Origin of the sequence: Phenylobacterium sp., from assembly GCF_031412415.1 — a bacterium.
In the GTDB taxonomy this organism is placed as follows: Bacteria; Pseudomonadota; Alphaproteobacteria; order Caulobacterales; family Caulobacteraceae; genus Phenylobacterium.
In genome coordinates this window covers 1-12,055 of sequence record NZ_JANOCX010000354.1, presented here as the reverse complement: position 1 = coordinate 12,055, position 12,055 = coordinate 1, and the positions used below count along the sequence as shown (strand labels likewise).

General features: G+C 66.3%; 19 protein-coding genes. 3 read left to right on the top strand and 16 right to left on the bottom strand.

The window, feature by feature from the left end:
* The 7 genes from RMO04_RS17015 to RMO04_RS16985 form a co-directional block, all read right to left on the bottom strand.
* Nucleotides 1-1,190: heterodisulfide reductase-related iron-sulfur binding cluster (locus tag RMO04_RS17015; RefSeq protein ID WP_309645957.1), on the bottom strand; the 1,190-nt coding region annotated here is incomplete at its 3' end.
* Between the two features lie 73 nt (nt 1,191-1,263).
* Entirely contained in the window at nt 1,264-1,683 is a 420-nt protein-coding gene (locus RMO04_RS17010) for a rubrerythrin family protein (protein ID WP_309645956.1), read from the bottom strand.
* Nucleotides 1,684-1,805: 122 nt separating this feature from the next.
* Nucleotides 1,806-2,642: a 3-methyl-2-oxobutanoate hydroxymethyltransferase gene (gene panB / locus RMO04_RS17005; RefSeq protein WP_309645955.1), complete on the bottom strand. Its 837-nt coding sequence runs from the start codon at nt 2,640-2,642 to the stop codon at nt 1,806-1,808.
* Between the two features lie 3 nt (nt 2,643-2,645).
* A complete protein-coding gene (locus RMO04_RS17000) occupies nt 2,646-3,026 on the bottom strand; it encodes a hypothetical protein (protein ID WP_309645954.1) in 381 nt (126 codons plus the stop codon).
* A complete protein-coding gene (locus tag RMO04_RS16995; protein ID WP_309645953.1) occupies nt 3,019-3,600 on the bottom strand; it encodes a sigma-70 family RNA polymerase sigma factor in 582 nt (193 codons plus the stop codon). Before RMO04_RS16995 ends, RMO04_RS17000 begins: the two co-directional genes overlap by 8 nt.
* A 29-nt stretch (nt 3,601-3,629) precedes the next feature.
* Nucleotides 3,630-4,001: a DUF6249 domain-containing protein gene (locus RMO04_RS16990; RefSeq protein ID WP_309645952.1), complete on the bottom strand. Its 372-nt coding sequence runs from the start codon at nt 3,999-4,001 to the stop codon at nt 3,630-3,632.
* Nucleotides 4,002-4,237: 236 nt separating this feature from the next.
* Complete coding sequence (locus RMO04_RS16985; protein WP_309645951.1) at nt 4,238-4,594, bottom strand: ArsC family reductase; 357 nt, start codon at nt 4,592-4,594, stop codon at nt 4,238-4,240.
* Nucleotides 4,595-4,740: 146 nt separating this feature from the next.
* On the opposite strand from RMO04_RS16985, the gene RMO04_RS16980 reads away from it, so the two are divergent.
* The gene (locus RMO04_RS16980; RefSeq protein WP_309645950.1) at nt 4,741-5,262 is read left to right on the top strand and encodes a TetR/AcrR family transcriptional regulator; all 522 of its coding nucleotides are present in this window, start codon (nt 4,741-4,743) and stop codon (nt 5,260-5,262) included.
* 97 nt (nt 5,263-5,359) lie between these two features.
* On the opposite strand, the gene RMO04_RS16975 is transcribed toward RMO04_RS16980, so the two are convergent.
* The 6 genes from RMO04_RS16975 to RMO04_RS16950 all read right to left on the bottom strand — a co-directional run bounded on the left by RMO04_RS16975 (nt 5,360) and on the right by RMO04_RS16950 (nt 8,809).
* Complete coding sequence (locus tag RMO04_RS16975) at nt 5,360-5,635, bottom strand: hypothetical protein (protein WP_309645949.1); 276 nt, start codon at nt 5,633-5,635, stop codon at nt 5,360-5,362.
* A 141-nt stretch (nt 5,636-5,776) separates the two neighbouring features.
* A complete protein-coding gene (locus tag RMO04_RS16970) occupies nt 5,777-6,193 on the bottom strand; it encodes a GFA family protein (protein WP_309645948.1) in 417 nt (138 codons plus the stop codon).
* Between the two features lie 279 nt (nt 6,194-6,472).
* The gene (locus RMO04_RS16965; RefSeq protein WP_309645947.1) at nt 6,473-7,210 is read right to left on the bottom strand and encodes a DUF899 domain-containing protein; all 738 of its coding nucleotides are present in this window, start codon (nt 7,208-7,210) and stop codon (nt 6,473-6,475) included.
* 91 nt (nt 7,211-7,301) lie between these two features.
* The gene (locus RMO04_RS16960) at nt 7,302-7,769 is read right to left on the bottom strand and encodes an SRPBCC domain-containing protein (RefSeq protein WP_309645946.1); all 468 of its coding nucleotides are present in this window, start codon (nt 7,767-7,769) and stop codon (nt 7,302-7,304) included.
* Entirely contained in the window at nt 7,766-8,095 is a 330-nt protein-coding gene (locus tag RMO04_RS16955; RefSeq protein ID WP_309645945.1) for a metalloregulator ArsR/SmtB family transcription factor, read from the bottom strand. Before RMO04_RS16955 ends, RMO04_RS16960 begins: the two co-directional genes overlap by 4 nt.
* 57 nt (nt 8,096-8,152) lie before the next feature.
* On the bottom strand, nt 8,153-8,809 hold the full coding sequence (locus RMO04_RS16950) for a TetR/AcrR family transcriptional regulator (protein WP_309645944.1): 657 nt from the start codon (nt 8,807-8,809) through the stop codon (nt 8,153-8,155).
* Nucleotides 8,810-8,884: 75 nt separating this feature from the next.
* Between RMO04_RS16950 and RMO04_RS16945 the strand changes: the two genes are divergently transcribed.
* Together RMO04_RS16945 and RMO04_RS16940 are read left to right on the top strand one after the other, a co-directional pair.
* Nucleotides 8,885-9,421, top strand: coding sequence for a hypothetical protein (locus RMO04_RS16945; protein WP_309645943.1), 537 nt, complete (start codon nt 8,885-8,887; stop codon nt 9,419-9,421).
* Nucleotides 9,418-9,720, top strand: coding sequence for a DUF6958 family protein (locus RMO04_RS16940; protein ID WP_309645942.1), 303 nt, complete (start codon nt 9,418-9,420; stop codon nt 9,718-9,720). Before RMO04_RS16945 ends, RMO04_RS16940 begins: the two co-directional genes overlap by 4 nt.
* A gap of 34 nt (nt 9,721-9,754) precedes the next feature.
* Here the strand turns inward: RMO04_RS16940 and RMO04_RS16935 are convergent, their stop codons facing one another.
* The 3 genes from RMO04_RS16935 to RMO04_RS16925 all read right to left on the bottom strand — a co-directional run.
* Complete coding sequence (locus RMO04_RS16935; RefSeq protein ID WP_405041514.1) at nt 9,755-10,051, bottom strand: SRPBCC family protein; 297 nt, start codon at nt 10,049-10,051, stop codon at nt 9,755-9,757.
* A gap of 146 nt (nt 10,052-10,197) precedes the next feature.
* A complete protein-coding gene (locus RMO04_RS16930) occupies nt 10,198-10,539 on the bottom strand; it encodes a metalloregulator ArsR/SmtB family transcription factor (protein WP_309645940.1) in 342 nt (113 codons plus the stop codon).
* 126 nt (nt 10,540-10,665) lie between these two features.
* On the bottom strand, nt 10,666-12,055 hold a 1,390-nt coding region (locus RMO04_RS16925), incomplete at its 5' end, for a DUF4132 domain-containing protein (protein WP_309645939.1).

Below are 12,055 nucleotides of genomic sequence, written 5' to 3'. Positions count from 1 at the left end.
GCGGCCTTGCCGATCTTCACCGCCAATGGCCGCGTCTCTTTCATCACCCCGAAGGTGCCGCCGTGGCCGGAGCAGCGCTCGACCACCTCGACGCGGGTGTCGGGGATCAAGCGCAGCATCTCTGCCGACTTCTGACCCATGTTCTGCGCCCGCGCATGGCAGGCATGGTGGACCGTCACCCCGCCCGCGACCGGCGAGAGGCCGGGCGTCAGACCGTGGGTCTTGGCGATGTCGACCACATACTCGCTGATGTCACGCGTCGCGGCGGCCAGTCGCAGGACGGCGTGGTTCTCCGGCAGCATCAGCGGCCACTCGAACTTCATCATCAGACCGCAACTGGCGGTCAGCGCCACCACCTCGTAACCTTGGTCGATATAGGGGGCGAAAGCGTTGGCGATCCGCTCGGCGCGCCCGGCCACATCGGCCAGATCGCCGGCCTCGAGTTGCGGCATGCCGCAGCATTCCGGATAGAGCAACTCGGCCTGCACGCCTTGCAGCGCCAGGACCCGGGCGGCGGCGACCGCCGTGTCGGGCTGGTTGTAGTCGACGAAACAGGTCGCGTAGAGCACCGCCTTGCGCTGACCCACGGCCGGGCCCTCTGGATTGGGCGGAACCGGAACCTTCAGCCGGTCCGTCGCGGTCCTTGAGTGGTACTGCGGCAACTCGGCCTCGGCGTCGATCTGGGCGATGGCGTCGAGGAGCTTGCGAAGCGGCGTGTTCTTCCGCGCCGTGGCCCAGTTGGCGATTTTCGCGACCGGCTTGGCCAGTTTGCCGTTGCGGTCTGTCTGGCCCAGTTGGTCGCGGATGAAGTCCTTCTCGCCCGCGCGGCGCTTGGCGGCGCGGTAGCGCAGGATCAGATGCGGAATGTCGATGTCGAAGGGGTGCGGCGGGACATAGGGGCACTTGGTCAGGAAGCACATGTCGCACAGCGTGCAGGCCTCATCGACCTTGGCGTAGTCGCTCTTGGCCACGCTATCGAGCTCGCCGGTCTTGGACTCGTCGATCAGATCGAACAGGCGCGGGAAGCTGTCACAGAGATTGAAGCAGCGCCGGCAGGTGTGACAGACGTCGAACTGACGCTCCATCTCCCTCTCGACGGCCTCAAGGTCGTAATAGGCTTCGTCCCGCCAAGCGATGGGATGACGAAACGGCGCGTCGAGGCTGCCCTCGCGGGCGGGAGTGTCGGCCACGGATACCTCGTTGTCGGGAAGAAACGGGGCGGTCAGGAAGGAACGGGCGGTGACGTCGCGCCGCCCGGCGGCGCTAGGCGTCGAGGCCTTCCAGGGCGCGCTGGAAGCGGCCGGCGTGGGACTTCTCGGCCTTGGCGAGGGTTTCGAACCAGTCGGCGATCTCGTCGAACCCTTCGTCGCGCGCCGTCCGCGCCATGCCCGGATACATGTCGGTATATTCGTGGGTCTCCCCGGCGATGGAGGCCTTCAGGTTGTTCGAGGTGCCGCCGATGGGCAGGCCAGTGGCCGGATCGCCGACCTCTTCCATGAATTCCAGGTGCCCGTGGGCATGGCCTGTCTCGCCTTCGGCCGTGGAGCGGAACACCGCGGCCACGTCGTTGTAGCCTTCCACATCGGCCTTCTGGGCGAAGTAGAGGTAGCGCCGATTGGCCTGGCTCTCGCCCGCGAAGGCGTCTTTGAGGTTTTGCAGGGTCTTGCTGGTCGCGAGGCTCATGGTCGTCTCCCTTGCCGCGTGGCGCACCTTGAGGTTCGTGCGCGTATTCGCTCTCGGCGTGAGTATGAACCGACCAGGAAATAGGCCCAATCGATTTAATTTATGGAGAGGATCGAGGCGCTCTATTCCGCATTCGCAGCCTTGGCGAAGTAGATCTCGGCGGGCCCCGGAAAGCGGCGCTGGCGGACGTCCTCGGCGTAGCCGGCGACGGCCTTGGTGATCTCGCCGCGCAGGTCGGCGTAGCGGCGGACGAACTTCGGAGTCCAGTCGAACAGGCCCAGCATGTCGTCGGTCACCAGGATCTGGCCGTCGCAGCCGGAAGAGGCGCCGATGCCGATGGTGGGGACGCTGATCGCTTCGGTGATCTCGCGGGCCAGGCCCTCGGCGACGCCCTCGACGACGACCGCGAAGGCGCCCGCCTCAGCAGTGGCCTTCGCCTCGGCCAGGATGCGGGCGCGCTCGTCGGCGCCCCTGCCCTTGGCCTTGAAGCCGCCATCGACGTTCACAGCCTGGGGCCGCAGGCCCACATGGCCCATGACCGGAATGCCGCGCTTGACCAGGTAGTCGATGGTTTCGACAACGGTTGGGCCGCTCTCGACCTTCACGGCCTGGCAGCCGGTTTCCTTCATCACCCGCGCGGCGTTGGCGTAGGCGATCTCCGGCGCGCCCTCGTAGCTGCCGAAGGGCATGTCCACCACGACCATGGCCCGCCGGGCCGTGCGCATCACCGCCTGGCCGTGCAGGATCATCATCTCCAATGTCACACCCACCGTGTTGGGCAGGCCGTGGACCACCATGCCGACGGAGTCGCCCACCAGCATCAGGTCGCAGTGCTCGTCCAGCAGTTCGGCCATGGGGGCGGTGTAGGCGGTAAGGCACACGATGGGCACGCCGCCCTTGCGGGCGGCGATGTCCGGCGCGGCGAGCCGCTTGCCGGTATCCTGACGCTGGGCCGACATGACCTAGAACTCCTCGATGACCCGGGTCAGGACGAACCCCATGGCGAGGACCGCCAGACCGCTGGCGAGCCATACCACCGAACCACCGGCCGGCAGGGCCGAAAGCAGCTCCACCCGCGGCGCCCACTCGGCGACGCCGTCGCGCAGGATGCGGCTGGACCCTTCGGACGCCGCCTCAACCTGACCCACGAAGTTCGACAGGATCAGCTGGCTGGCGCCCACGAGGCCGCCCACCAGGCCGGCCGCGCCGATCAGGATCCGACGCAGGTTCCAGCCACGGTCCAGCTTGCGTTCCACCAACGCGGCGAAGGCCTTCTCGTCGGAGAAGGCCGGGGGGTCGGCGAAGAGGCGTTCCAGCCGCCGCTCGAATTCAAGCTCAACCATTGCCACGCCTCCCTTCAACTGCAGCGCCGCCAGGCGCCAGTCGCGTTCTGAGTTTCTCCAGACCACGTTTGACATGCGATTTGACCGTTCCAAGCGGCAGGTTCAAGGCCTCCGCCGTCTCGGCGTGGGAAAGACCCGCGCCGTAGCACATGGACACGCACAGTCGTTCGACCGCGCTCAGCGACTTCAGACCCTCGTCCAGGTCGATCCGGGCCGCGGCGTCCGGTTGATGCGCGTCGACCGAGGCGTCCTCGGCGTCCTGGGCCAGCCCCGTCAGCCGCCGCTCGCGTTGCAGGCGGCGAAGATAGAGTCGGGCCGCGATCTTCTTGACCCAGCCCGCGAACGCCCCCTCCCCGCGAAACTCTCGGATCCGTTCGAAGGCCATCAGGAAGGCGTCCTGGGCAAGGTCGTCGGCCTCGGCCGGCGAAGACCCCATCCGTCGCAGCAGGCCGCGCACGGCCGAGCCGTGCCTCCGGACCAGCTCCCCGAAGGCCGCACGGTCTCCCGCCGCCGCCAGGGCGGCCAGCTCCACGTCGTGGAGATTGGCCAGCCTTGTGTTGTTAGCGCCCGACATCTGGGCTTTTCCCCATCCCCTCGAGGACTCTACTGCTTGCCGCGGGTCACGAACGACAGGGCGATCAGCGCCAGGCCGATGAAGCCCGGGAAGGCCGCGATGCCCAGCAGAGGGTAGAAGGCGTCAGGCTCTTCGAAGCTGACCGCGAAGCCCAGGGACGCGAAGCCGACGGCCACGCCCAGCCAGATGATCCCCGAGCGGAGGTCCTTGTACGGCGAAGGCGGAGCCTTCACGTCGCTGGTCAGGGCGTCGATGACCTCCGGCGGAAGCGCGGCGCCCTTCTCGATCGACGCCCGCAACGTCTCCTGCAGCTTTTGGCGTTCCTGGCTCTTGAACCAGCGCGGCAGGACGACGATCGCCGCGATCATCGCGAACATCGTGATTGGGATCAGAATTTCCATCTTGTCTTCCCCTCTTCAGGATTGGTGGGCGCATCGGCCCGGTTCTGAAAGGAAAGAGGCGCCGGACCAGGCATACAGATGCAAGGATGAGCATGAAATGTTCGTCATGTTCTCAAACCCAGCAGGGACATGGCCGGGCCGTCCGCCAGCAACACGACCGCCGCGGCCGCCACCATCGCCGCGCCGGCCGGAGCCAGGCCGCCGCCGTGACGCCGATTGGATGCGGGATCGCGAGATTAACTTCGCCCGCCAAAGGCGGCCTCATAGATCTCCGGCTTGAAGCCCACCAGCAGGCGCTCACCCAGATCAAGGACCGGCCGCTTGATCATCGAGGGCTGCCCCAGCATCAGGGCGACCGCCTTGGCCTCATCCATCGGCGCCTTCTCCGCATCCGGCAGCTTGCGAAACGTCGTGCCGGCGCGATTGAGCAGGACCTCCCAGCCCACCTGCTCTACCCAGCTCTCCAGCCTCGGCCGGTCGATGCCGAGCACCTTGTAGTCGTGGAAGGCGTAGGTCACGCCGCGACCGTCCAGCCAGGCGCGCGCCTTCTTCATCGTGTCGCAGGCCTTGATGCCGTGGATGGTGACCGTCAAAGCCGCGCTCCTTGCTCGCCGGCTGATTCCGGCGCCTCGACGCTACCGCGCCGATTGCGCGGCGTCCGTGGAACTTTCCCATCGTGGCCATCCGTGCGAACGGAGGAGGCTGTGGACTTGCGCGCGACGAGGTCGGCTCCAACGTCATGAAGTCAGACGATCGCCGCGCCGCCATCCTGGATCGTCTGGCCGACCACGTGCTGGCCCACGGTCTTTCGGCCGCCAGTCTCAGGCCGCTCGCCAAGGCGGCCCAAACCAGCGACCGGATGCTGCTGTACTACTTCAAGGACAAGGCTGAGATTATCGCCGCGACGCTGGACCAGGTCTCCCTGAGGCTAGTCGCCCTGCTTGAGGACCAGACGGCCAAGACGCCGCTGCCGCTGGCGGACCTGCGAACGCAACTGCTGACCCTTCTGTTCGCCGAGCGCCTGTGGCCGTACATGCGCATATGGCTGGAAGTCGCGGCCTTGGCGGCGCGGGGCGATCCCGTCTATCGCGATGTGGGTGAGCGGATCGCGCGTGGCTTCCTGGCCTGGGGCGCCGCGCAGCTCGATAGCCCCACGCCCGACGCGCGCGAGGCCGATGCGGCCAGGCTGATGGTCACGATCGAAGGCATGCTGCTGATGAGGAGCGTCGGCCTCGAAGACGTCTGTCGTAAGGCGCTGTAGCCCCGCCTCAGGCGCGCTCCGGCCTGTTCATCAGCAAACCCAGAAGAAGGGCGACGCCCGCGCCCCAAAGGATCGCCGCGCCGGCGCCGGCGACGGCCTAGGCGTCCGCGCCATAGAGCGTCGGAAACTGAGATAGCGCCAGACCGTCCAGCAGGGCAGCTGTCGCCGTGGCGACGGTCACCCCGATCGCGATCTGGTCACGCCCCAGCTTCGCAAGGCGCTGGGCGAGCAGGATCAAGGGAAATGTCCCGGGCACGGTCAGCACGTAGAGCGCGATCAGCCCAACTCCATCGAAAGCGCCCATGGGGCCTACGAAGCGCAACAGCACCGCGGCGAGAAACCAGAGCACGGCGCCGAGAACCACGAGGGTCACGACCTGACCTCGCCGCAAGGGACCTCCAGCCGATCCAGCGAGATCATCTCTAGTCAGGCTTGCCATGGGTCACCTTCCGTAGGGAACACGACCGATTCACTACGGAAATGTAGCGTTCGCTACAAGTCGAAATCGACCGCCTTACATCGGAGGCATCTTCTCGAACCTGGGAAGGGCGGGGTCGAGGTGATCCCAATCATGGCTGCGCACCGCGTAGGTCACGACCTGCGGCGCGCATCGGCTCGGATCGTCAAGGCTCCCGGCCGACACCGTGAAGAGGTCGGGCATGCCGGAGAACGTCAGATACACCGGTGATCCGCAGGCTGGGCAGAAGGCGTGCGTTTTCACCGCGCCGCTGTCGGCGACCACGTCCCAGCGCGTCGCCTGGCCTTCAAGTCTCACCGCTTCCCGGTTCGCAAAGGTCAGGAAGGTCCCGTGCCCGGAACCGCTGGCGCGCTGGCAGTCGCGGCACTGGCAGTGGTTCGTGAACACCGGTTCAGCGGAGATGTCGTAGCGGATCGCGCCGCAGGCGCAGCGGCGAGCATAGTTGTGGCTCATGGTCTTGTTCCCGTTTGTCTGGTTCCGATCAGTTTGAGCCAGGGCCCTGCATGGAAAGCACTCATCAGCAGGTACATGAGGGTCATTCCGGTCAGCGGTGACGCGGTCGCGACCGAACACAGTGTGTGGGGCGGCCCCCCGCTCACGGCCGTTAGCAGCGCCATGGCCGCGAAAGTCGGCGCGGCCGCCAGGCCCAGGCAGCCGACCACGCCGAGTTCGGGCGCGGCTTCGTCGGAACGCGCTTGGCGCACGCCGTATCTCCTGCGCTTGCCGGGTCGACTAGTTTTCGGATGTCTTGAACAGCGCTTCGCCGGCGTCGGACACCTCGACCCACTTGGGATCGGGCGCGGCTTCGGCGTCGTAGTTGTCGTTCCAGTTCCACCACTTGTACGGCGGTGTTTGCGGGTAGCCCGCGGGCGAATCCTCCCAGACCTCTTGTCGGCCAAGCGGCGTGATGTCGAGATAGTTCCAGGTGCCGCCCATGGCCTCGTCACCACGACTGTCGATCACGTAGGTGCGGAAGATCCTGTCGCCGTCCCGGAAGAACACGTTGGTGGCGTGCCACTCGTCCGCGCCCAAGTCGGCGTCGAAGGTGTCCGTCAAGCTATACCAGGGCATCGCCCAGCCCATTCTAGCCTTCAGCCGCGCGATGTCGGGCTGTGGCGCGCGAGAGACGAACGCCAGGGTGGTGTCACGCGCGTTCAGATGCGCGAGGTGGGCGACCTGGTCCGCCACCATGGAGCAGCCGCGACAGGCATGCTCGGGCCACCCGAAGACCCCAGGCTCGAAGAAGGCGCGGTAGACTATCAACTGGCGGCGGCCCTCGAAAAGGTCGAGAAGGCTCGCCCGCCCCATGGGCCCGTCGAACGCATAGGCCTTTTCCACGGCGGTCCATGGCATTCGCCGGCGCTCGGCGGCCAGCGCGTCACGAGCCCGGGTGTGGGCCTTTTCCTTCACCAGCATCTGCGCACGCGCAGCTTGCCATGCCTCTGGCGATACAATCGGCGGGATGTTCACTTGTTGGGCTCCTCAGGCTTAGGCATTTTTGGCGGAGGCGCCCGTCGCGGACGCGTCTCCGGATCAGCCGCTCGCGACCGCGCTCTGGGCGTCAGTCCTGTTCCGCGGCGATGGTCTCGATAGTCCGGACGACCTTCACCCAGCCTTCGCTCATGTTCTTGAAGGCCGACTCGTTGGTGGGGAACACGAAGCCGGCGTGGATGAGGCGAAGGCGAGCGCCTTTCTCCACCGCGGAGATGATGAAGGTCACGACGGTGTCCAGCCGAGAGCCGTACCCGACGTTTCCGTCGTGTCCGCCTTTCCAGGAGTAAACCAGACGTTCAGGCGCCGTCGCCTCCAGCACCTCACAGTGGATGACGCCGTCCCACGCCCCAGCCGGCGTGGTCCTGTAGGTGAAGCGCGTCCCGACCGTCGGCGCGAAGCCAACGGGTTCCATTTTCAGCCACCGGCTCATCATGCCCGGCAAGGTGATGGCTCTCCACACCACTTCGGGGGTGTGGGGAAACACCTCGTCGACGACGATCTCCCGGCTGCCGGCCACGGTCGCGGCGTCGTTCATGGATCAATCTCCTTCAGGAGGTTTCGGAGGTCGGCGAACCGCTCAGGCCAGAAGGCGGCGTAGTGGCTCATCCAGTCGAAGAGCGGCGCGAGCCCCTCAGGCTCGGCTCGGTAGTAGACATTGCGACCCTCGGGGCGTTCGGCCACCAGGCCCGCCAGCCTCAAGGTCTTCAGGTGCTGAGAGATGGCGCCCTGGGTCACCCCGCTTCCCCGGGTCAACTCGACAACCGTGATCTCGTCGGACTTGACGACCCGCTCGAAAACCGCGCGCCGAGTGGGGTCGGCGAGCGATCGCATGACGCTGCTGATGGTGGCGGCCTCGTTCATGACCAACCAATTAGGGCGGGCTAATTCATGAGTCAATACTAATGTATTATCGACAGGTCAGCGTCGCTTGCCGTAGGCCGCCATGAAGACGCGCACGGCGTCCACCGCGTGGCGTCGCAGCGCCGCCGCTTCCGGGATCGCGTCGTCGCCCAACAGCATCGCGTTGTTCACTGGCTCGCCCATGACCAGCCAGTTGAAGTGCGACGCCGCGGCCTGTGGATCCTGGGTTTCCAGGAGACCCCGCTCGCTCCAACGGGCGAAGGCCTGGGCCAGGCCCGCGACGGCGCGGCCGGGACCGCCGTCGTACAGCGCCCGCCCCAAGGCCGGAAAGCGGTTGGCCTCGCCGATCACCAGGCGGCGCAGTTGCATCAATCGCGGTGTCAGCACGACGATCAGCTGTCGCTCCGCATAGGCCAGCAACTCCGCCTCGGGATCGTCCTGTTCGCCCAGCTTGGCGATCTCGAGCTGCACCTTGTCGCCGGCCGAGCCGGTCATGCCGCTGACGATCTCGACGAACAGCGCCTCCTTGCTCTCGAACTGCTTGTAGACGGTCTGCTTGGAGACCTCCGCCTGGGCGGCGACGTCATCCATGCTGGCTCCGAGATAGCCGTGCCGCAGAAAGATCTCCGTGGCGGCGTCAAGGATCGCCCGGCGCTTGCGTTCGGAGCGGCCTGGTTCGTCGCCCTTCAGCGGGCCAATCGCGTTCGCCGTCATTCTTGGCCGAGGCTCCATTGACATGTAGTACTGGACCGTCCAGTTTTATTCAAGACTTCGGATGGGAAAGCCTTGATGACCCCCAAGCCCCAAGGAACCATGACCGCGTCGTGCCGATGCGGCCAGGTGACGTTTGAAGCGGCCGGCCCGCCGATCCTCAGCGTCGCCTGCTATTGCAAGAGCTGCCAAGAGGCGGGCCATCGGATCGAGGGGCTGGCCGAGGCGCCGCCCGTGCTCCGCCCCGACGCCGGAACCGATTTCGTGCTCCATCGCAAGGACCGCCTGCGTTGCGTGCTGGGCGGCGAGCAGTTGGAGGCGCTGACGCTCACGCCCACCTCGACGACACGGCGTCTGGTGACCAAGTGCTGCCATTCGCCGATGGCCCTCGAGTTCAAGGGCGGCCACTGGCTGAGCCTCTATCGCGACCGTATGGCGCAAGGCGCGCCGCCGCTGGACGAGCGGACCATGACCGCGGAGAAGCCCGACGGCGTCGAGCTGCTGGGCGACATCCCCAGCTATCCCGGCCATTCCGGCAGGTTCATGTGGCGGCTGATGAAGGCATGGGTCGCGATGGGCTTCCGCATCCCCAAGGTCGAAGGCGTGCCGGCATGACCGCGCAGCCCGACAAGGTCCTCATGGAGAACCCCAACAGCCCCGATCGCCCAGTGCGGGTCGACGCCGACAAGTACAACGCCATGCGCGAGGCGATCCTGACGGTGCTGCCCCCGTCCGCGCCGGGCCTGGCGGTGGCGGAAGCCAAGACCCGGCTCCTGCCCCTCCTGCCGGATACGCTCTTCCCAGGCGGCGCGACGGCCGGCTGGTGGCTGAAAGGCGTGCAGCTCGACCTTGAGGCCAAGGGTATGATCGCCCGGGAAGCGACCAAGCCGCTGCGCCTGCATCGGCTCAAGTGAGCTGGATCACACCCCGCTAAGGCGCCCCCGCTCCTCAGGCCTCGGACGCAAGTTCGGCTTCAATCTGGCCGAGCATTGAACTCCAGCCCATCTCCGTCTGCTTCACCCATGCGGCCCATCGCTCGTCCATGCTGTGGACGATGGTGGCGCGACAGCCGCTGCCGCACGGCTCGATGGTCAGGGTGACGACTGAACTGTTCTCCTGCTCCTGTTCCTCCGACGTAAACCAGGTGAAGACCAGCCTCCGGGGACGGTCGATCTCGAGGTAAGTGCCCCGTTGGACCGCCTCGCCGTCTTCGCGCATATCGGAAAACGTGAACGCTCCGCCCACGCGGGGGGTCGATCTCGACCCTGCGGATATCCGCAGGAGGCCGCCCGGCGATAGGCTGCGACGACCACGACCAAACCTTCGCAGGATCGAGCCAAGCGTCGAAGACGCGCTCGGCGGACGCCTTGAACTCATGGACGGTCTTCGCTTCAACGGTCTTCGATACTGTAGTTCTCCCTCAAGTTTGGCATCTCGTTTGCGGCGTCCTCGGCGGTCAGAAGGTCGTCGATCGCCTGGAGGCGGCGAGCCCAGAAGCTTTGCTGTCTCGCGATCCATTCTTCCGCCTCGGTAAGCGGTTCGGGGCGGAAGCGCAGAAGGTGCTCGCGACCAATGACGGTGCGCTCGACGAGTCGGGCGCTCTCCAGCAGACGGATGTGTTTGCTCACCGAGTTCAGGGAGATCGAAAACTCGCTGGCCACGTCAGTGACCCGGGCCTCCGACGCCGCCAGTCGCTGCAGAATCTGCCGGCGAATGGGATCGGAGAGCGCCATCAGGGTTCTATCGAGGGCGGCCGAAGATGCGTCCAACGCTGCTCGGGCTGGCTTGAGTCTGGCCTTCGCATGTCGCAGCTCCCTCCCGTCCCGCCGCGGGTCGGTCAGGCTCCGGGACGCAAACCTTCACAGCTGGCTGAGGATGGTCCGGTCTTTGATCTTGTCCTCGTCCACGAGGAGGAACGCCTTCGACAAGATCGTCGACAGCAGGCCGTCGCCGGTGAAGGGCAGCTTGATGGCGGCCGCCTCAGCCGGATCACGGTCTGGAACGATGCACAGGTAGCGGTTGCCAGGCCGCGTCTGGATGTTGCCGGACCCGAAGTGGATCGCATAGCGCTGCCTGCGCCCTGTGACGACCAGAAACTTGTCTGTCACCTCAAGCTTGTCGGCGATGGAAAGCCTGGGCGCGATCCAAGCAATCAGTTCGCGGCGCGTCTGGGCGGACTGACCGAGATCCCCGAAGGCCCATTCCCGCCAATAGCCGGCGTTGCGACCCTCAGGCCCGCCGTCCGTCCAACCGGGGTCGTTGGCCACGCTCGTGACGGCCACGAAGAGGTCGACGTCGCGCAAGACCTCCGAGAACACGATGGGCGGAACGGCATCGAGCTCAACGGTCTGATCGCGGTCGTCGGTAAAGCGGACTTGATCTGTCGTGAGGTAGAGAGCCACACCCGAAGCCGTCTGGCGGCCATCATCAATGACCTCCACCTGGTACTCGACCGACAGGCCGGGGAGAGCCCGGGTTGGCGTGTTGTAGCCGTCCCAGCCGCCCATAAGGCCGTATCGCCAGCCGCGCGCCTGGCACAGCGCGCGAAACTGATGCTGCCGCAGGATGTGAGCGGCGAAGCGGTTCGAATAGACCCCGGTCCGGCGTTCGGCTTCGGTGAGGACGTAGATCTCACGATGCGCCTGTTTGATCGGCTGCGTGACGCCCAGGTCGAGAACACGCCGGCGCCAGGCGAGGACCTTCTCCGCCGTCGCGTCGAGGGGGTGCCAAAGACGCACTCGAGCATCGGCCGGAACCTCCTGCGCGCGCCCCTCCACATCGATAAAACTATCACCCGCGACCATCAGGTCCGAGGACCCGACGCGCCAGATCAACGCCCGGACAACGGGCCGGCGCAACGGATGGCGCAGATAACGCTCGCGCCAGTCGGCAAGGCTCCAGCCGCGCCCCTCGACCCACGACTGCTCGAGGCGGAGCACTTGGCTGGCGCGCGCTTCCTCGATTTCCTTCACCCTCCGTCGCAGATGGGCCAGGGCGGTCGCGTGATCCTTGCGGACCTCGGCCGGGACGGATTTCAGCGCCTTGCCGTCGCGGCTGAACCACTGCAGCCGGTGCCCGTCGGCGGCCACGGTCAGGTCCGCGCGGGCCTCTCCGATCCGGAACGTCGCCACGCCGTTTTCGCCTAGGCCGAAATCGGGAAGCGAAAGGTCTTCCAGGTCCTGGACCGTCTGCCCGGTTAGCTGCGCCAGGTCGCCCAGGCGTGCATCAATGCCTTTGCGGGTCGAGACG